The sequence below is a fragment of the Synergistaceae bacterium genome (genome assembly GCA_031272035.1).
In the GTDB taxonomy this organism is placed as follows: Bacteria; Synergistota; Synergistia; order Synergistales; family Aminobacteriaceae; genus JAISSA01.
Window position 1 is genome coordinate 15,930 of sequence record JAISUO010000013.1, and the last position, 18,670, is coordinate 34,599.

An 18,670-nucleotide genomic window follows, 5' to 3' on the forward strand; every position below is an offset into this window, starting at 1 on the left:
CACCCCCTCCCCCAACGTATATATCCTTAACACATAGTCATCCCGCCGTCAACAGCCAAAACCTGACCCGTCAGATATTCGCTTTCATCCGACGCAAAAAAGGCCACGGCTCCGGCGACGTCTTTCGGAGAACCCGCACGGCCGGCGGGAATTTGCCCCAACATGGCGGACCGGACGTTTTCCTTCAGCGCCCCCGTCATATCTGTGTCGATAAAACCGGGAGCGACGACATTCGCTGTGATTCCACGGGCGGCGTATTCCCGCGCCACGGACTTCATGAATCCGATAATGCCCGCCTTGGCGGCGCTGTAATTCGCCTGCCCCGCGTTGCCCGTGAGACCCACCACCGAGGAGATGCTGACGATACGGCCCCAGCGGGCCTTCACCATCCCGCGCAGCGCTTCTTTCGTGCAGAAAAAAACCGAGTTCAGGTTGGCGGCTATGACGTCGTTCCACTCCTCCGGCTTCATCCGCATCAGTAAATTGTCGCGGGTAATGCCCGCATTGTTGATAAGAACCTGCACGGGGCCCATCGTTTTCTCAATGGCCCTGAAAAGAGCCAAGACTTCCTCTCCCTGAGAAACGTCGGCTTTGAAGGCCTTTGCCCGAACTCCCCCGGCGCTCAGCCGCTCGCAGAGTTCTTCGGCCGCGGCCGCGCTGCTGCGATAATTGACGGCAATATCGAATCCCCGTTTTCCAAGCTCCAGAGCCACCGCGCGGCCAATGCCCCGACCCGCGCCGGTGACCAGCGCCAGCCTGCGATCCCCGACCTCCGTCATTGCCCACTCACCAGAACTTTCGCCATCTCCTCCAGCTTTTCGGGAGTTCCCGCCGCCATGAGAGCAAGGCCCTTCCGACAGCGTTTATTCAGGCCCGACAGAACCTCGCCGGGACCCAGTTCAAGAAAGGTGTCCACGCCCTCATCCGCCATTTTAATTACGGAATCCGCCCAGCGAACCGGACTGTAGGTCTGTTCGAAAAGAGCCCGTCGAAGCGACTCCGCCGACGAAAGGGGCGTTGCGCTGACATTGCAGATGATCGGCCACTGTGGTTTTTTCCATTCGTAAGTTTCAAACTGCGCCCTCAATTTTTCGGCGGCGGGCATCATCAGGCGGCTGTGAAAGGGGGCGCTGACGTTGAGCATAACCGCTTTTTTCGCTCCCTTTTCCTTCATGACGGCGATGGCCTTTTCCACGAAGTCGGCCCGCCCGGAAATGACGATCTGTCCCGGCGCGTTGAAGTTCGCCGCCTGACATTCCATCTGGGGGGCTACGGAGGCGCAGGCCGCGATGACTGAGTCCGCGTCCAGTCCCATGATGGCGGCCATGGCTCCCACGCCTTCAGGGGCCGCCTCCTGCATCCAGGTCCCCCGCTTATGCACAAGATCCGCCGCATCCCGAAAGGGCAGCACATCGGCGGCCACCAGCGCCGTGTATTCCCCCAGGCTGTGCCCCGCGACAAAAGCGGGTTCCGGCTTCACGCCCATTTCTTTTTCCAAAACGCGAAAAGCGGCGACGCTCACCGTCATAATCGCGGGCTGCGTGATGGCTGTCCGTTTCAGTTCCTCATCCGGCCCCTCGAAAATAGTCCGGGTGATATGAAAGGACAAAGCGTCATCCGCCTCGTCGAAAATATCCCTCGCGGAGGAAAAAGACTCGTACAGGGCCTTGCCCATACCGACCTCCTGCGCTCCCTGCCCGGGAAAACAAAATGCGTACTTCAATTCAACTTCTCTCCTTCGCCGGTTATCCGGTCCAATACTTCGGTCGCCTCCGTAAACAGACTTTCCACAATCTGCGCGGCGGGCAAAACAGAGTTTACCATGCCGGCCGACTGACCGGCCATCATCGAGCCCCACTCCACATCGCCCTCGACGACGGCGCTCCGCAGTTTTCCGGTTCCCAGACGCTCGATCTCCTCTTTGGGAGCCCGTTCCGCCTCCAGCCTGGCGAATTCAGCCGTCAGCCTGTTGTTCAGGCATCGGACGGGATGGCCCGTGCTGGCCCCTGTGATCACCGTGCTGCGGTCCCGGGCCGCGATGACCGCTTTCTTGTAATTCGTGTGAACCGTACACTCCTCGCAACAGAGAAAACGCGTGCCCAGCTGCACTCCTTCGGCTCCAAGGGCAAAAGCCGCCGCCACGCCGTGCCCGTCGGCAATCCCCCCTGCCGCGATGACGGGAATCCGGAGAGCCGCGGCCACCTGGGGCACCAGAACCATCGTGGTCAGTTCTCCGATATGCCCTCCGGCCTCCATCCCTTCCGCAATGACCGCGTCCGCACCCTGCTTTTCCACGCGTTTGGCCTGAGCAACGGATGCAACTACGGGAATGACGACGATTCCCAACGGTTTCAGACGCTGCAGAACCCTGCCGGGAATCCCCGCTCCGGTGGTCACCACCGGCACTTTTTCTCTGGCGGCCAGCTCCAGCACGCTGTCAGCCGTCGGGGACATCAACATGATATTGAGCCCAAAGGCGCGATCCGTCAGTTTTCGAACCTTCGAAATTTCCTCTTCCAGCGCCTCCGGAGGCATGTTTCCCGCCGCGATGATCCCAAGTCCGCCGCCATTGCTGACAGCCGCGGCCAGCACGGCGTCGGCGACCCAGGCCATCGCCCCCTGCAGAAGAGGATATTGCGTGCCCAAAAGTTTGCACACGCGATTATGCTGCATCCGTGTTCTCTGTTCCATTTTGTTCACCCCATACTTCACTCGAGTTCTTCGCGAATCTGCCCTACTCCGTCTTTAATGATAAAGTTCCGGGCGGCGGAAAGCGCTCCCAAAATGGCGGGAGCCTTCGAACGTCCATGAGCCTTTATGACCGTCCCTCTGACTCCGAGCAGGGGCGTGCCGCCATATTTTTCGTAGTTGAAACGGGACCAGAGAGCGCGCACCATGGGAATCATAAAAAGCATCCCCACTTTGGGCATGAAGCGATGTCCCATCTCCTCTTCGATAATCGACCGGGCTCCCTGCATCAGCCCTTCTCCGAACTTCAGGATCACGTTGCCCGTAAAACCGTCGCACACCACAACGTCAGCCCGCCCCCAGGGAACGTCGTCCCCTTCGACGTAACCCTTGAAGTTCAGAGAGCTCTGCAGCAGCATCTCGCGCGCCTCGGCAATGACGTCGTCTCCTTTGATTTCCTCGGTGCCGTTGGAAAGCAGCGCAATCTCCGGCTCCGCCACTCCCAGTATTTTTTTGGAGTAAACATTCCCCATTTGAGCGTACTGAACGAGGTTCAGAGGTTTCGACCGCACCGAAGCTCCCACGTCCAGAAGAAACGTCCAGCGGCGTATCGTGGGCAGGGGAACGCCCAGCGCCGGGCGGTCGATGGTGGGCAGACGCCCCACCACAAGGACGCCGCCGGCGACGATCGCCCCCGTATTGCCGGCGGAAAGACACCCCTGGGCCTCCCCTCCCCGCACCATTTCCATGGCCACCCTCATGCTCGAATCGTGCTTCCTGCGAATGGCCATGGTTGGCTGCTCGTCCATCCCCACGATTTCCGTGGTATGCACAATTCGCAGTCTGCTCAGAAGATCCGGAGAAGCCCCGCTCAAACAGGGTTTTATTTTTTCCTCGTCGCCTGTCAGAATAATCTCCAGGTCCGGATGTTCTCTGCAGGCCAGAACCGCTCCCCTGCAGATTTCTTTCGGCGCGTGATCGCCGCCCATGGCGTCCAGGGCTATGGTCAGTTTTTTCATTTATATAATCTCTCCATATAAACTCTCCATTGAACTCTCCATGCAGAAATCCCCTCGCATATCCGCGGAGGCCCCAAATCACGTCAGTTTCGCGTCCAGAACCTCGGTGATGAAACGTCCGACAAAAATTTCCTTCTCTCCGACGCGGGTTCGTACGCTGACGATATAACGCCCTTTCCTGCTGACTCCCACCTTGGCTCTGGCCACCAGAACGTCGCCCACTTTGGCATGTCCCTTGTAGGAGCCCCGCATTGAATCGATAATGACCAGTCCCGCTTCGACGACGGCCACCGCGATGGAACTCGCCTGCGCGTAAATATAATGGTCCCACAGCACGTCCGTGAAACGAAAAGCCATATCCCGCGTGGTACGCAGCACTGAAAGAGCCCAGCGATTGGGTTCCAGTTCCAGAAGATCCCCGACGATTTCGCTGCGACTGAGGGAACGCAGTTTGCTGCTCGCCTCCTGGGCCATACGGCGAACGCGCTCGCGCAATTCGGGAATCCCCATGAGGGCGCGATCCAGACGCACGGTGCTCACGCTTACCGCCAGCAGCGAGGCAAGCTCTTCATCCGTAGCCATCGGATTGTTGTTCAGCAGTCCAACCAGACGATCCTGACGATATTTCTTATCAGACCTGATCTCAAACGCCCCCAATTTAGTACCTGCTACTGATAGCTGTTCTGATAAATCAGGTACGCAGTATAGAGTCGAAAAGAAAGATCGTCAAGTGTTATTCTCAGGAAATATATAAAAATATTTTTCGGAACCTGTTTTCTGAATGAAGAATCACATCAATATACATAGCTATTTGATAATAACATACATTTGATAATTAAACTCTTGACTTTTTGTTGTTTATTGATTAGCCTTTTCTTGCAGTGACAGATATTACTTTTATTACTTCTTATTTTACGTTTTGGAGGGGTTTTCAATGGCTTCAAAGACAATGAAAAATCTGGCAGAGGGGTTTGCCGGAGAGTCTCAGGCAAACAGAAAATACCTGGCGTTTGCGGAACAGGCAGACAGGGAGGGGTATCCTGGAGTTGCAAAAATGTTTCGCGCCATCGCCTCGGCGGAGACGCTTCACGCCCATTCCCATTTCCGCGCCATGGACGGGGTGAAGGACACGGCGGCCAATCTGCAGGCGGCGCTGGAGGGTGAAACTTACGAGTTCACCACCATGTACCCTGGATTCATCGAAGACGCCGAGGAGGAAAACGACGCTAAGGCTCGCAGAAGTTTTCACATGGCCAACGAGGCCGAAAAAGTTCATGCCGCCCTTTATAAACAGGCCATCGACAACATCGCTTCTTTGAAAGGCAGGGACTCCAGCTGGTATCTCTGCCCCGTCTGCGGCTACGTCCACGAGGGCCGCGCCCCCGACGTCTGCCCTATCTGCGGCGCAAAGGCGGCTGTTTTCAAAGAGAATCCCTGCTGTTGATTCCCGAACCGTTTTATACCCGAGCCGGCCGTTCACTCCGTGAACGGCTTTTTTATGTCCGGCCATTATTTCTGATAGAATAACTAAAAGAACGCAGACACTGTTTAGGCTGTACTCACAAAATCGGGAGCAAATTTTTATTTTATATAAGGAGAAGATCTTCAGGTGTCTCGACGATGGATGAGAGCAGGGATATTTTTTTCATTCTTATTCTCGTTTTTATTTCTGTTTTTGTCAGAACGACCGGACGTCGCGGAGGCTGACGCCACAGCTTACGATGTGATCGTGGCCGGAGGCGGGATAAGCGGCATGGCGGCCGCTCTTCAGGCGGCAAAACTGGGAGCGGGGGTTCTGGTGGCAGAACCTGGCGACTGGATCGGCGGTCAGGCCACCGCCGCGGGCGTCTCCACCATGGACGACCTGAGCCCTTTGCGCAGCGGGCTGTACCGTCATTTCATCGCCCGGATAAAACGTCATTACGACCGACTGGGCAAATCCATGGCCACCTGTTACTGGAACGCGAAAAATATCGCATTCGAACCCTCGACGGGACAGCGCGTTCTTTTTGAAATGGCGGATGAAATCCGCGCCGCGAGCCCCGGGCCTCTCGATATTCTTCTGCGAACCAAAGTGACGCGGGTGGAGCGGCAGGGAAACAGAATCACAGGCGTCACGATCACGGACCGGAACGGGACAGAGCGGGAAATCAGGTGCCGCGTGCTGATCGACGCCACGGAATACGGAGATATTTTACCTCTGGCAGGCGCCGGGTATCGGGCCGGAAACTCCGCCACGCCTTCCATCGATCCGAAGGCCGTCATTCAGGACATCACCTGGATCACCATCATTCAGCGTTACCCCCGGGGCATTCCCGGCAGTCTTCGTGTCACCACGCCCCTGCCCGGCTATCCGGAAGCCAGAAAAATCTATGAACGCTACGTCACCGCGAAGGGAGGCACCTTTCAGGGAACCTATCCCGTCCGGCTTCCTGTGGATTTCGTCACCCACAACGCCTACCGCGGCCTCCCCGATTCCTCCACGCCTCAGAACTACGACGGACAGCGCAAAAACTGGAAATTCATCACAAAAACCAGCGTCAACTGGGGTAACGATTATCCGGGTCACGTGATCAAAACAATCCCTGGTCTGCCGGTGGCCTATCTGGAGGACGAAAAAATTCGCGCTCAGATGGAAAAAGAGGCTTTTCTCAGAACGCTTCATTTTATTTATTACATTCAAAACGAACTTGGAGAGCCCTGGTCCGTGGCCAACGACGAATACAACGCCGCCGCTCTTCCGCCCGCCGCCGGCGAGTTGCCGGAGGAATGGCGGGAAATCGCCCGTCGTATGCCCCCCATCCCCTACGTTCGGGAGTCGCGGAGGGTCATTGGAGATCACACGCTGACGTCAGAGGAGCTTTTTTACAACTCTCAGAACTATCTGGACGGACAAAGCCACGAATTTGAGGACGCCATCGCCATCGGCCGATATGGACTGGACCTGCACGGCGCCAACGAGGATGCTCACATGGAACGAAACCTGAACGAAAGAACCGCCTCCATCGAGCTGAATCGTCCCCGCAATCCTTTTCAGGTTCCCCTGCGCATTCTGATTCCGAAAAACGTCGAGGGGCTTCTCGCCGCTGAAAAAAATCTTTCGATGACGCGGCTGGTTTCCGGCGCTCTGCGGGTTCAGCCCATCTGCATGATGGTGGGACAGGCGGCGGGGGCGCTGGCAGCCCTTTCTCTGCGGGACGGCCTGCCGCTTCGGGAGGTTCCTCCCGTGAGGGTCCAGCGGACTCTTTTGGAGGCTGGCGTCGTTCTGTCTCTCAGCAACTACTCGGACGTTTCGTCGAAACATCCCTTTTTCCGGGCAATCCAGCTTTCCAGCCTGCACAGGCTGCTCCGCCCCATCGTGCCTCCCCGTCTCAATCCGTCCGCTAAAGGGATTTTCGGCGTGAACAGGCCTGTCGCGCGAGGCGAAATGTTCGACATACTGAAAAGAGCCCGGGCGGCCTCCGGAACCTTCGCCGAACGGGAGCCGGATGAAACGAAAAATATCGAGGGGAAGGCAAAAGCCGTGACGCGGCAGGAGTTTCTCGAAGCGGTCTTTCGCGCGTTCGAATGGGGGGATTTCCCCTCGAAAAGCGAGAGAACGACAAAGGCCAGAAGCGCCGATATTCTGCAAAATCTGGGCGTTCCCGGCCTTTTCGGAACCAATATGGAGTCCGCCCTCGCCCGGCCCGTCACCCGGGGGGAAGCCGCTGAAATCCTCATGAAGGCCATGACGATGAAAAACAGCTGATACCCGGTTGATACCAATTTGAAATAAAATTTGAAGTAAAAGGCCCGAAGCAGGACTTCCGCGCTTTATTGAGCCACGAGCTGAGCGGCCATGCGGAGGGCATCCTTCATGGACTGGGGGTTTGCCCGTCCCTCTCCCGCCTTGCCGAAGGCCGTTCCGTGGTCCACGGAGGTTCGGACGATGGGCAGCCCCAAAGTGATGTTGACGCCGGCGAGCTGTCCCCACTGTCCGGTTTTCTCGTCGTATTTGAACCCCACGAGCTTGGTTGGAATGTGTCCCTGGTCGTGATACATGCAGACCACGGCGTCGTACATGCCCCCCAGCATTTTGCTGAAGACCGTGTCCGCGGGCAGAGGTCCCTCGACGGTCATGCCCTTTTCGCAGGCCTGCTCCACGGCGGGGCGGATTTCCACGTCGTCCTCCGTTCCGAAAAGTCCGCCTTCGCCGCAGTGGGGATTGAGCCCCGCCACCGCAATCCGGGGATTTTCGACTTTCATTTTTTTCAGGGCGTCCCAGGTCAGTTCGATGACCCGCAGAACCCGGGCTGTTTTTACCCTGTCGCAGGCTGTCCTCAGAGAAACGTGGGTCGAAACGTGGGAAACCCGAAAATTTCCGTCCGCAAGCATCATCGTGTAGTCTCGGGTCTTCGTCAGGTCGGCGTAAATTTCCGTGTGCCCGGAGTAGTGGCAGCCCCCCAGGTTCAGCGCGGCTTTGTTGATGGGGCCCGTCACCGTGGCATCCACCTCTTTTTTCAGGGCCAGTTCAATCACCTTCGCCACGTACTCGAAGGAGACCTTTCCCTGCAGGGCCGTCACCGTTTTGTGCCGAAGCTCTTCGAGAGGCATGTTTTCCAGATCGTAAACGTTGACGATATTGGGCTCGAAAACGCAGTCCGCAACCTTTTTGACCACGTTCAGCTCAAGCGGCGGCCTTCCGTCCTTTCGGTTTTCCTTCAGATCGCAGAAGCGCAGCGCGTCCTCCACAATTCGCGCGTCGCCCACGATCAAAGGACGCCCGTATTTATGAACTTCGGGATCGTCAAGAGCTTTCACCGCAACTTCGGGACCGATTCCTCCCGGGTCTCCCATGGAGATGCCCAAAATAGGCCTGAATATTTCCATCAGAATTCCTGTTCCTTTCCAAAAATAAGGGTTCGGCGGAGCAGAGCGGCTCCGCGCTCAGTGCTCCATAAGGTATTGATGCAGATGAAGCAGGACCTCATCGCCTCCGAAGCCGCCGGATTTCGTGAAAAAGTTCTGGCCGGTCCGCACGTTTTGGGAATGGATCAGGCCGGGTAAAAACTCCTCTTCCAGCTTCAGGGGGTATTGCTCCAGCTCCGAGAGGACGACGTTGGCCGTGTCGCCTCCTGAAAGGAAAAAATTGTCGATCCGAACGCCGGAGGCCAATTTTCGGACGATGACCCGCATGGCCTCCAGAATCGCAGTCGGGTTCATCTGCTCTTCCCCCACGCGAATCAGCAGTTCGGCGTCGGGTTTTCTCAGAGCGCGAAGCGACTCCTCGATCCATTGGGAAAGTCGTTCTCCGTTTTTCACTTCCTCTTCCGACAGGGTCAGCACGGGCATCCCCGTTTCCGCCGCCAGGCGATCCCCCTGGACGCGGGTCACCCTGGCGGCGGTTCCGCAAAACCAGAGTTTTCTGCCAGCGAAGGTTCCCGACCGCGGCCGATCGATCATCGTTTTTTTTCGGGAAGACAGAAGTTCGACGACTTCCCGGGCCAGCCCCGCCGACCCCACGGGCAGACAGTCGGGCCGAGCCGCCAGCGCGGCGATGATCTTCAAATCTTCCCGGGTGACGGCCTCACAGACAACCAGACAGGGGGAGTCCGAGGACCAGGAGTCAAGAAGAGCGTCCAGGGCCTCTTTTTCTCGGGACAGTGTTGAAAGGTCCAACAGGCGAGCCTGCAATTTTTCCGGCCCCGATACAATATCCACAACATTCGACGTTTTTAAGGGAGTTCGGGGGTCTTTTCCCACTTCCGTCTCGGCCACGGGGACGTCATGCAGAAAGAGAAGTCCGTTCCGCACGGTACGCCCCTGCTCCACACTGGTGGGGGCAATCAGGGCGATTTTTTTCCCTGTGAGAGCAAGGACTTCCGAAACTTCTGCCCCGACCTGACCTCGCAGCGTGGAATCGACTTTTTTGTAAACGATTTCTCCCTTCAGTCCCGTGTCCTCGAAAGCGCCTCTGAGGGCCCGGCGGGCTTCCCGGGCTCCAAAATGCCGCGAATCCGTAAAGACGGCCAGTCCCTTCGTCCGTCCTTCTTCGAAAAAATCTTCCTGAAGACAGGAGGCTCCGGAAGGGGTCAGCCACATGTCCTCGACGATCGAAGAAAATCGAATGCCCGTGTCCGCCGCGCCGGTCAGATCATCCGCGATGACGATCACAGCGTATTTTTCGAAACTTCCTCTTGCCCCGTTCATGACAAAAAAAATCTCCTTCCGCATTTTGCCTTCGAACCCGTTTTCCGGGGATAAAGCGCCGAAAATGCTCCGGTCTGCGAGAAAAGGTATACAAAAATGCCCCGAAGTTCGGGCTTCAGGGCATCGTCATTCCTGCCGCCAGGACATTACGGAGGACAACAACAATAAAAACGCTCTCTGAACCGAAGACGAAAAAATTCATCTTCTCAGGGATATTTGGACTATTGAATCAGTCGTCGAAGTTCCCCTTTGTTTTCTTTTTGTTCGGAGCCCTGTCAGCCGTATAGTTTTCCCTCGGGTTGAGGGGTTTTCTGTCCGGTGCGGCATTGTGGTCGAAGCGGCGTCCAATGACCTCCAGGACCTTCTCGGCGCTGCCCTCGGACTTCATCGCTTTGATGAATCGGGTCGCCCATTCCTCCGTTTCGCCGACGATACGCTCCACAATTTCGTCGGGCGCCTCCATGACGGCCTTGCCGAAGGGCAGATTGGCCTTCTTGTAATCTCCGCTCTTCCGGCTCAGTTTTTCTCCGTCCGCCCAGGAAACGATCCGGTTCCAAAGGGAATCTTCGATGCCCCGGCCGCTTTCCTTGACGTAGGATCCCGTGGAAGTATCCGCGTTGCCCGTTTCCGGGTCCATGCGAACGCCGAAAACGACATTTTGAAAGAGCGTTGCCACGTTGCCCTTGTTGATGCCGTACTTATAAAATTCCTCCACTTTTCGAATCGGCGTTCCGGATATTCCGTGCTGGGCGATGGAAGCGCCGTAGGGCCGAATCGCCTCCGCGATCTCCATGGTGCGGTTCAAATCTATGCCCTCCTGCTGCCCGCTGGAAGTGTCATAGGTTCCGTGCTGGGAGCCGTTGGAAATCGCCAGCAGATCGGGGTAGACCCCCCAGGCGTTGAGCCCGCCAATGAAGAAAAGCGCCTCTTCCACCGTGGAAAGTTCACCCGGCCCCTTGATCTCGCCGACCTCCACCTCCAGCCCCAGGTAGGCGGGAATACTCATGGCCACGTCCCGGGTGGCGCGCAAATTTTCATAATCGTCAAGATGGGAGGCGTCTACAGCAATGGAAGTCCAACCCTCGGCCACCAGTTTCGGCATATTGGGCACGGCTTTGACGAAGTCGGCCTCCCCTTTTATACCGTAGTGGTCCACATGCATGGCAAAAATTATGCCGTCGCCCAGCTCCTTGGAATAACGGGCCGCCCAGGCAGGCATGTTTTCAAAATTTCCGAAGCAGTACGTCGTTTCAGATTTTGCCACCTCCAGAACCACGGCGGCATTCAGTTTTTTGGCCGCTCGCAGCACGCCTTTGGCCGTCAGAGGATTACGGCAGTTGGCCGCCAAAACCACACAACCCAACTCCCGGCATGCCGTATAAATATCCCTTCCGCTCACCAGTCCAACCTCTTCGTTTCCCCACAGAGCTCTGACGTTCAGCGGTCTTCTTTCCAGCATAGCCTTGTACGCTTTTCCATTCACATCCACCATTGTCTCATATTCATCTCCGTCCACAGGCGCTCCTTATAAAGCACTGCCCCGTTAAATATCAAAATTATATTACCATATAATTCATAAAAAACAAAATTTACCTGTTAGCGACTGAACCAATAAGTTTATTTTTCCATAAAACAGGTAAATGAGCGTTCTTTTATGCCAGTCTGAAGTAAAAGGCCTAAAGTCAATAATACGACAGCGGTTTTTGGGCAACTCATACGTGCTTTTTATTTCTTTTACGCTATAATTGCAGGGCGCGAATATCCCCTGTATCGTGTACTCAAATTATGGCGGAGGCTTGCGTCAGGTGAAAATGAAATCTTTGAATCTACCCAATACACTCAGTCTTGTGCGCGTTTTTCTGGCGCCGCTGGTGTTGCTCTTTCTCACTCTCCGGATAAAAACCCCTTTCCCATTTCTCTCTTTTCTGGGAGCGGAAAGACCCAGTCTCGGAGATGCCCTGGCCGCAGGCGTTTTTATTGTGGCGGCGCTGACAGACTCCCTGGACGGCTACATTGCCCGACGGCACAAGCTGGTCACAACACTTGGAAAATTCATCGACCCTCTGGCGGACAAGGTGCTGGTCATCGCCGCCATGGTGGCTTTGGTGGAACTGCAGAGAATTCCGGCCTGGATTGTGGTGGTTATCATCACCCGGGAGTTTGTCGTGACGGGGTTGCGACTGGTGGCCTCAGCCGAAGGGGTTGTGATCGCAGCCTCCCGGGGAGGCAAAATCAAGACCGTGTTTCAGATCATTGCCATCATTCTGCTGATTCTGAAACTGCCGGGGGGTATGATTCTGATGTGGTGCGCCATGTTCCTCACCGTCTGGTCCGGTATGGAATATCTTATCGGCGGCGCGAAGCTCCTGGTGGAAGAGTGACCGGGACGGCCTGAGGAAATGGAGCGACGGTGACGATGCATTTCTTCAATTCTCTTTTCGATCTTCTTTTCAATTTTTTGTCTCTGGGGCAGTGGAACCTGACCCTGCCGGACTGGGGAATTTTCTGTCTGGCCGTTTTCATCGTGGGATTCGCCAAGGCGGGACTCCCCGGCGCCACCATCATCGCCGTTCCCCTCATGGCCATGATCCTTCCCCCGAAAATCTCGGTGGGAGTCATGCTGCCCATTTACATGATCGCGGACATAATGTCGGTGTGGCACTGGCGGCGTTACGCGGAACGCAACTACTGCTTCCCCTATCTCCTGTTCGTGGGGCTGGGGATCTGGGGGGCCTCCTTTATCGTCCGGGCGGTGGACAACAAAACATTCGGACTCCTCATTGGATGGGCGATATTGATTTTGCTTCTGATCAGCCTTTTGACGGAGGCCTGGGGCAAAAGAACCCAGGGAAAAAACGCCTCCGACGCGCCGCCACCTGAAAAACCTTCTCTTGCGATTTCAGCGTTTTTTGGCTTTTCAACCGGGCTGATCTCCTCCCTGGCTAACGCGGCGGGACCCATCGTGTCACTCTATATGATCGTGTCCCGCCGCAACAAATTTCAGTTTTTGGGGACGGTAGCCGTCTGCGCGTTTTTCATGAACTGGGCCAAGATCCCCCTTTTCGTCTCTCTGGGGAGCATCAGCCTTCAAACGCTGAAACTGGACGTGGCCGCCATTCCCGCCATTGCGCTGGGAGTTCTCGCGGGATTCATCCTGGCGGGAAAAATTCCCCAGAAAGCCTTTAAAAATGTGATCTGCCTCCTCACCTTTCTCGCTTCACTGAACCTGATTTTTCGCTGAAGGAACCCGGTAACGCTGGTCCGGAGAACCGAGTTTATCCGGAAGTTCCGCTTCAAGCACACCATCTCGAAGCATTGCGGTCAGATAATGCCGCCTCAGAGAGCATTGAGAGCGGGACAACAGCGACGACAGCTCCTTAAGACCGCGATATTCGCTGCAGAGCTCCACAATGGCGTCCCGGACAATCGCCGGAGGAAGTCGGGGCGTGGACCGCACCATATTCACCAGGGGAGAATATTCAGCTTCGCTGTCGGATTCCTTCTCCGGCGGAGTTTCCTCCACTGGTGATTTTTCTTCCGAAGCAGGCTCTTCGGGGTCCGTTTTATCGGGCGTTTCCGTTTCCTGCACTTTTACTGTCTCTGTTTCTTCAGGCGCTTCCGCTTCTGCAGTTTCTTCAGTTTCCGCAGTTTCCGCGGGTTCCTCAATTTTTTCGGTTTTTTCGGCTTTCGCCGGCGCCTCAGGCTCTTCGGGTTCTTTTTCTTCTGCCTGAGTTCCGTGAGTAAATCCATTGATCTCCGCAAGTTTTTTGGGATCGTTCTTCAGGGAAGAAATATATTCTTCCAGGTCATGGGCCGCGTCTCCGAAAACAGGGACCTTCTCGGGGGGGCGAGGCAACTCTTCCTCCGGAATCGACTCGGGAATCGAAAGGAGCGGCTCTTCCTGCTTTTCCTCGATAATTTCCAGGGGCGGGGTCTCTGCCGGAACAGATTTCTGTTTTTCTTCCTCTCCGGCGGAAGTCTCCGGAGTCTGGGGTGTTTTGGCCTCGGGAGTCTCGCTCTTCACCGTTTCCTTCGTATCAAAAGAGACGCATTCCTCTGTCCCGACGGGCTCCGCCTCAGCTTTTGCGCTTTTTTCCTCCGGAACTTCCACAGCGACAGGTTCCGCCGGCGCAGGAACAATGATCGAAGCGTCCTTAACAAAATTTTTCCCTTCAGATTTTTCTTCTTCCGATTCTTCCTCTTCTTCGGATGCGGCCACGAGGGCCTGAGGGCCATAATCCGGAACCCTCAGCAGGTCGGGAATGAGCAGAGTCTCCCGGGATGCCTCCACGAGGGAACGACCCTGTTCTTTTTCCAGAATGGGCATCCAGCCGAGAACCGGTTTTTCGGATACGTTTGTCGAAACATCCGGCGTTTCCTCCGGCGCGGCCGCAGGCAGCAGAGCAAGGGGCCCCATCTCCAGAGGAAGTTCCGCAACGGTCCGAAGCTCCAGTACATCGCTTCGCAGGCGAAACATTCCGTCAAAGGCCCGAATAATTTTGAGGCCCCGCCCTTCGCCCCGGGCAAGTCCCGCCAGCTTCATCATGCACAGAAGCCGATAGTTGCGGCACTCGATCCCGTCACGTCCGTGGGAACGGGAAAGCCCAGGGCTGGCAATGACAATACGGGAAACATCCCGTTTCGCCTCAATGCCTCCCGCGTCGTGTTCGGCGTGGATCAGCGCGTTGAAAAAACACTCCCTCACGGCTTCTTCGCAGGGTTTTGAAAGGGAATCACAAAGGCGGGGCAACAGCTCTCTGCAGGCCCGCCAGAGGTTGGAGGTCTCGAAAAATTCTTCCTCTTCTTCATGTTCCGCCTCATTTGCCGATTTCAGAGTGATTCGAACCGGCGCTTTTTTCTTTAATTCATTATTATTCTTTAATTCATCGCCGTTTTTCTTCCCAAGAAGGAGCTGCCCCGCCCGGGTCACTTCCCCGGAATCGTCCAGAACCTGGGCCCGTTTCAGAAACTCGCTCTCGGGAAGACTGCCCCACTCCGGTCGTTTTTTCAGGACGGCCTCTCGAAAGGAGGCGACATCTTCGGCGTCCAGGTCGGAAATCGACAGCCCTGGAACGGGAATATCGTCGCGCAGGGTTTCCAGCGCGTCAAGAGCCAGGCGAAAACGCACGTCTCTCCCGGAGATCACGTCTACTCCCTCTACCCGACGGCAGGACCCCGTCACGCAGTCCCCTCCCGTATAAACCGGACGTCTCCACCACTCTGCGGGCTCCACGCGAGCGGCCAGCAGTTTTTTATCGACGCTCACCAGGGGATGAAAAGACAAAACGGGGTCGAAACTGATTTCCTGCGGATCCCGCATACGAAGCCGAAGCTGCCGCTCCATTTGCGCGATGTCCGCGACGCCCTCAATCGTCAGTTCTTCATTCTCACAGGACGCGCCAAGAACGATCCACCCTCCCTCACCGTTCGCCATTCCACAGCAAACGACGGGGAAACGGTCGGATTCGTCGTCCCGTAAAAAGGCCACATCTTCGCCCTCCACCTCCATCAGAAACCTGTCGATGGTCGCAGTCATCTTTCCTCTCCCATCATATCGTCCCCGGCCCTCTACAGAAACGCCTCTTTCAGAATGAACAGCGCGGCAAGGCCGTACATGACAAGGCTTACATCTTTCGTTTTACCCGTGAAGAACTTCAGCAGCACAAACGAGATGATGCCGAACTCGATTCCCACGGAGATTCCATAACCCAGGGGCATCATGAAAAACGCCAGCATGGAAGGAACCAGCTCCGTCCAGTCCTCGTAATTGAGGTCCCGCAAACCGGCCATCATGTAGACGCCAACGACCACCAGCACCGGCGCCGTGGCGCTGGCCGGCACGATTCCCACCAGGGGGCTGAAGAAAATGGCAAGCAGGAACAGGATGCCCGTCACCACCGATGTGAGCCCTGTTCGCCCGCCCTGAGCGATGCCGCTGGCGCTTTCCACGTAGGACGTAACAGTTGAAGTTCCCAATACGGCTCCGGCCACGGTTCCAAGGGCATCGGCCAGAAGCGCGCCTCTGGCGTTGGGAAGCCGGCCCTCTCTGTCCAGCAGGCCGCTGCGGTTGCAAACGCCCACCAGAGTCCCCACCGTGTCGAAAAAGTCCACGAAGAAGAAGGTGAAGACGATACTCCAAAATTCGGGACTGGCAAGCATGGTGTAGTCGAACTGCCCGAAAATCGGCGTCAGGGAAGGAGGAGTGGTGATGAAGGCCGGCGGCAGCTCGGTCCTGCCCATGATCACGCTCACGGCGGTAATGATAATAATGCCAATCAAAAGAGCGCCCGTGACCCGGAAATATTCGAGAACCACCACCAGTATCAGGCCACCCAGGGCCAGCAGGGCGGGCACATTGTTCTTCAGGTTGCCCAGAGTCAGCAGCGTCGCGTCGCTGTGAACGACAAGCCCCACGCCCTGAAGCCCGATGAAGATGATGAAAAGTCCAATGCCGCAGGAGATCCCGATCTTGAGCGTTTTCGGAATTGTGTTGACGATGGCTTCCCGCAGTTTTGTCAGGGTCAGCACCACAAAAATGATTCCTTCTACGAAAACGGCAAACAGGGCCACCCGCCAGTCCAGTTTCATTCCGATCACAACGGTGAAGGCGAAAAAGGCGTTCAGTCCCATGCCTGGAGCCAGAGCTATGGGATAATTGGCCAGAAAAGCCATCAGAAACGTGCCGACAGCCGCGGACAGACAGGTGGCAACCACCAGAGAATCAAAGGGCATCCCCGCTTTGGAAAGAATATCCGGATTGACGAAAATGATGTAGGCCATGGTCATAAACGTGGTAAAGCCCGCAAGCACCTCTGTTTTCACCGTAGTACGATTTTGCTTCAGTTTGAACAGACTTTCCAGAAAATTCATTGTGTATACAACTCCTTTCATTGCATCTATTTTTCCCGCATTTATTTTATTATGATACCGTATGCTGAACATATAACTGCTTAAAGGCTCTCCCTTACGTCGTGGCTGACGCTATAAAGGTATAAAAAGCGATTGAATCCCTCCCCGGGTAATATCCACGTATCCCTGGTCCGTAATTTTGAGTTCCGGAATGACGGACAGGCAGAGAAACGACAGCATCATAAAGGGATGATCGGCGGCAATTCCCAGGTCTTTCGCTTTTTTTTCGATCGCATCCAGTTTTTCGGCCACGCAAACGGCGTCCAGGGTTGACATGAGCCCCGCCACGGGCAGGGCGAAAAACTCCAGAACCTCGCCGCCGCAGGTTACGGCCAGACCGCCCCCGTTTTTTCCCACGCAGTTCAGAGCCGTCGTCAGGGACAGGTCGTCCATCCCGGCGGCTACAAAGTTATGCGCATCGTGAGCCACGGAAGAAGCGATCGCCCCTTTTTTCATCCCCAGACCCGACAGGAAGCCCACCGCGAATCGTCCCGCGCCCCTGTGCCGCTGGCGGACCACAATTTTCGCCACGTCCCGTTCCGCATCAGGCAGGATTGTCCCGTCTTCGTCCAGGGGCAGTTCCTCGCAGGAAGACCTCGTGAACAGCGACCCCTCCTTCGTCAGAATGACGCGAACCTTTGCCCCCGTCTGATTTTTAATTCGAAGCTGCTCCTCTGTCAGAGGGATAACGCTCTCCCCTTTCCGACAAAAGTCCTCGAAATTGACCTTCCGCTCGCTCTTTCGGAGAAGCCGGCCCTTTTCCACCATCAGCCGGCCGTTTTTCCACACCCGGTCGACCTGAAAATTTTCCAGACTGTCGATCAGAACCATGTCGGCGATCCGTCCTGGAACAATCGCCCCTCGATCTTTCAGCCCGAAGTAATCCGCGGGAGAAAGAGTCACGGTCCGAAGGGCCGTCAGGGGATCGACTCCGCACTCGATCAGGCGGCGGACCTTCACGTCCATGTGTCCCACCTGAACGAGGTACCGGGCGCTCACGTCGTCCGTGACGGACATACACCGCGCGGCCAGCTCCGGCTTGTTCCGGAGAAGTGGCGCCAGCCTCTCCAGATCGGGAGTGGAGGCCCCTTCCCGCATCATCAGCCACATCCCCCGGCGCAGTTTTTCCAGAGCTTCGTCCGCCTGGGAGCATTCGTGGTCCGAGGATATGCCCGCGGTGAGATAAGCGCACAGCTCCTTCCCCCGCACTCCGGGCGCGTGTCCCGTCAGCGGAACATTTCCAGCCGCCTGAATTTTTCCCCACACCTCCGGATCTCCGGCGATGACCCCCGGAAAATTCATCACTTCCCCCAGGTGCTGACACCATCCCTGAGCGAACATTTCACGGATGTCATCCATTTCCAGATTTTCGTAAGGCGTCTCCAGGTCGGAGGCGGGAACGCAGGAGGGCGCTCCGAGAAAAACGTCCAGGGGAAGTCCCCGGCTGGCCAGGTACATATACTCAACGCCTCTCATTCCGAGAACGTTGGCGATTTCGTGAGGGTCGGCCATGACCGTGGTGGTCCCGCGCGAGACCGCGTTGTCCGCGAACACCGGAGGCGTCAGCATCGTGCTTTCGATGTGCACATGTCCGTCAATCAGGCCGGGAATTAAAACTTTGCCTTCTCCGTCCAGAACGGTTTTGCCCTCGTAGTTCTTCCCCGCTCCGGCGATTCGGCCGCCGACCACAGCTACATCGACGTTTTCGTATTCCATGGTACAGACATTGGCTACCCGCGCGTTTTTGACGACGAAATCCGCAGCCCGGTCTCCGCGGGCCACCGCAAGTATTTCCTTCACAGACAAACCTCCCTGAAGTTTCGGGTCTTCTGTTGCAACACAAAATTATAACAATCTGTTCCCAC

15 protein-coding genes are annotated in these 18,670 nt (G+C 56.3%); 4 read left to right on the forward strand and 11 right to left on the reverse strand.

Going from position 1 to position 18,670, the window contains the following annotated elements:
• Positions 1 to 26: 26 nt before the first annotated feature.
• From fabG to fapR, 5 genes are all read right to left on the reverse strand, one after another.
• Positions 27 to 779: a 3-oxoacyl-[acyl-carrier-protein] reductase gene (gene fabG, locus LBR61_01305; protein ID MDR1730708.1), complete on the reverse strand. Its 753-nt coding sequence runs from the start codon at positions 777 to 779 to the stop codon at positions 27 to 29.
• Positions 776 to 1,723: an ACP S-malonyltransferase gene (fabD, locus tag LBR61_01310; GenBank protein MDR1730709.1), complete on the reverse strand. Its 948-nt coding sequence runs from the start codon at positions 1,721 to 1,723 to the stop codon at positions 776 to 778. Before fabD ends, fabG begins: the two co-directional genes overlap by 4 nt.
• Positions 1,720 to 2,691: an enoyl-[acyl-carrier-protein] reductase FabK gene (fabK, locus tag LBR61_01315; protein MDR1730710.1), complete on the reverse strand. Its 972-nt coding sequence runs from the start codon at positions 2,689 to 2,691 to the stop codon at positions 1,720 to 1,722. Before fabK ends, fabD begins: the two co-directional genes overlap by 4 nt.
• A 17-nt stretch (positions 2,692 to 2,708) precedes the next feature.
• Entirely contained in the window at positions 2,709 to 3,698 is a 990-nt protein-coding gene (plsX, locus tag LBR61_01320; protein MDR1730711.1) for a phosphate acyltransferase PlsX, read from the reverse strand.
• A gap of 87 nt (positions 3,699 to 3,785) precedes the next feature.
• Positions 3,786 to 4,364 (reverse strand): transcription factor FapR, encoded by a 579-nt coding sequence (gene fapR / locus LBR61_01325; GenBank protein ID MDR1730712.1) that lies wholly within the window; start codon positions 4,362 to 4,364, stop codon positions 3,786 to 3,788.
• Positions 4,365 to 4,641: 277 nt separating this feature from the next.
• Between fapR and LBR61_01330 the strand changes: the two genes are divergently transcribed.
• Entirely contained in the window at positions 4,642 to 5,151 is a 510-nt protein-coding gene (locus LBR61_01330; protein MDR1730713.1) for a rubrerythrin family protein, read from the forward strand.
• A gap of 165 nt (positions 5,152 to 5,316) precedes the next feature.
• Positions 5,317 to 7,455 (forward strand): FAD-dependent oxidoreductase, encoded by a 2,139-nt coding sequence (locus tag LBR61_01335; protein ID MDR1730714.1) that lies wholly within the window; start codon positions 5,317 to 5,319, stop codon positions 7,453 to 7,455.
• Between the two features lie 65 nt (positions 7,456 to 7,520).
• On the opposite strand, the gene pdxA is transcribed toward LBR61_01335, so the two are convergent.
• The 3 genes from pdxA to LBR61_01350 all read right to left on the reverse strand — a co-directional run bounded on the left by pdxA (position 7,521) and on the right by LBR61_01350 (position 11,388).
• Positions 7,521 to 8,576 carry a 4-hydroxythreonine-4-phosphate dehydrogenase PdxA gene (pdxA, locus tag LBR61_01340; protein ID MDR1730715.1) on the reverse strand — a complete coding sequence of 352 codons (1,056 nt, stop codon included), beginning with the start codon at positions 8,574 to 8,576 and terminating at the stop codon, positions 7,521 to 7,523.
• A 57-nt stretch (positions 8,577 to 8,633) separates the two neighbouring features.
• Positions 8,634 to 9,896 carry a hypothetical protein gene (locus LBR61_01345; protein ID MDR1730716.1) on the reverse strand — a complete coding sequence of 421 codons (1,263 nt, stop codon included), beginning with the start codon at positions 9,894 to 9,896 and terminating at the stop codon, positions 8,634 to 8,636.
• Positions 9,897 to 10,125: 229 nt separating this feature from the next.
• Positions 10,126 to 11,388 (reverse strand): class II fructose-bisphosphate aldolase, encoded by a 1,263-nt coding sequence (locus LBR61_01350; protein ID MDR1730717.1) that lies wholly within the window; start codon positions 11,386 to 11,388, stop codon positions 10,126 to 10,128.
• A gap of 319 nt (positions 11,389 to 11,707) precedes the next feature.
• Here LBR61_01350 and pgsA point away from each other — a divergent pair, with 319 nt between their 5' ends.
• A complete protein-coding gene (gene pgsA, locus LBR61_01355) occupies positions 11,708 to 12,277 on the forward strand; it encodes a CDP-diacylglycerol--glycerol-3-phosphate 3-phosphatidyltransferase (protein ID MDR1730718.1) in 570 nt (189 codons plus the stop codon).
• 35 nt (positions 12,278 to 12,312) lie between these two features.
• Positions 12,313 to 13,137 (forward strand): sulfite exporter TauE/SafE family protein, encoded by an 825-nt coding sequence (locus tag LBR61_01360; protein MDR1730719.1) that lies wholly within the window; start codon positions 12,313 to 12,315, stop codon positions 13,135 to 13,137.
• Here the strand turns inward: LBR61_01360 and LBR61_01365 are convergent.
• From LBR61_01365 to ade, 3 genes are all read right to left on the reverse strand, one after another.
• On the reverse strand, positions 13,114 to 15,432 hold the full coding sequence (locus LBR61_01365; GenBank protein MDR1730720.1) for a hypothetical protein: 2,319 nt from the start codon (positions 15,430 to 15,432) through the stop codon (positions 13,114 to 13,116). The genes LBR61_01360 and LBR61_01365 overlap by 24 nt on opposite strands.
• Before the next feature lie 32 nt (positions 15,433 to 15,464).
• Positions 15,465 to 16,766 (reverse strand): NCS2 family permease, encoded by a 1,302-nt coding sequence (locus LBR61_01370; GenBank protein MDR1730721.1) that lies wholly within the window; start codon positions 16,764 to 16,766, stop codon positions 15,465 to 15,467.
• 111 nt (positions 16,767 to 16,877) lie between these two features.
• Positions 16,878 to 18,605: an adenine deaminase gene (ade, locus tag LBR61_01375; protein MDR1730722.1), complete on the reverse strand. Its 1,728-nt coding sequence runs from the start codon at positions 18,603 to 18,605 to the stop codon at positions 16,878 to 16,880.
• Between the last annotated feature and the right edge of the window lie 65 nt (positions 18,606 to 18,670).

What these genes read in the sequence shown, in the direction of transcription:
- LBR61_01370 (MDR1730721.1), bottom strand. Translation starts at nt 16,766, where the DNA reads ATGAATTTTCTGGAAAGTCTGTTCAAACTGAAGCAAAATCGTACTACG.
- LBR61_01360 (MDR1730719.1), top strand. Translation starts at nt 12,313, where the DNA reads ATGCATTTCTTCAATTCTCTTTTCGATCTTCTTTTCAATTTTTTGTCT.
- pdxA (MDR1730715.1), bottom strand. Translation starts at nt 8,576, where the DNA reads ATGGAAATATTCAGGCCTATTTTGGGCATCTCCATGGGAGACCCGGGA.
- LBR61_01365 (MDR1730720.1), bottom strand. Translation starts at nt 15,432, where the DNA reads ATGACTGCGACCATCGACAGGTTTCTGATGGAGGTGGAGGGCGAAGAT.
- fabG (MDR1730708.1), bottom strand. Translation starts at nt 779, where the DNA reads ATGACGGAGGTCGGGGATCGCAGGCTGGCGCTGGTCACCGGCGCGGGT.
- pgsA (MDR1730718.1), top strand. Translation starts at nt 11,708, where the DNA reads ATGAAATCTTTGAATCTACCCAATACACTCAGTCTTGTGCGCGTTTTT.
- LBR61_01345 (MDR1730716.1), bottom strand. Translation starts at nt 9,896, where the DNA reads ATGAACGGGGCAAGAGGAAGTTTCGAAAAATACGCTGTGATCGTCATC.
- LBR61_01350 (MDR1730717.1), bottom strand. Translation starts at nt 11,388, where the DNA reads ATGGTGGATGTGAATGGAAAAGCGTACAAGGCTATGCTGGAAAGAAGA.
- fabK (MDR1730710.1), bottom strand. Translation starts at nt 2,691, where the DNA reads ATGGAACAGAGAACACGGATGCAGCATAATCGCGTGTGCAAACTTTTG.
- LBR61_01330 (MDR1730713.1), top strand. Translation starts at nt 4,642, where the DNA reads ATGGCTTCAAAGACAATGAAAAATCTGGCAGAGGGGTTTGCCGGAGAG.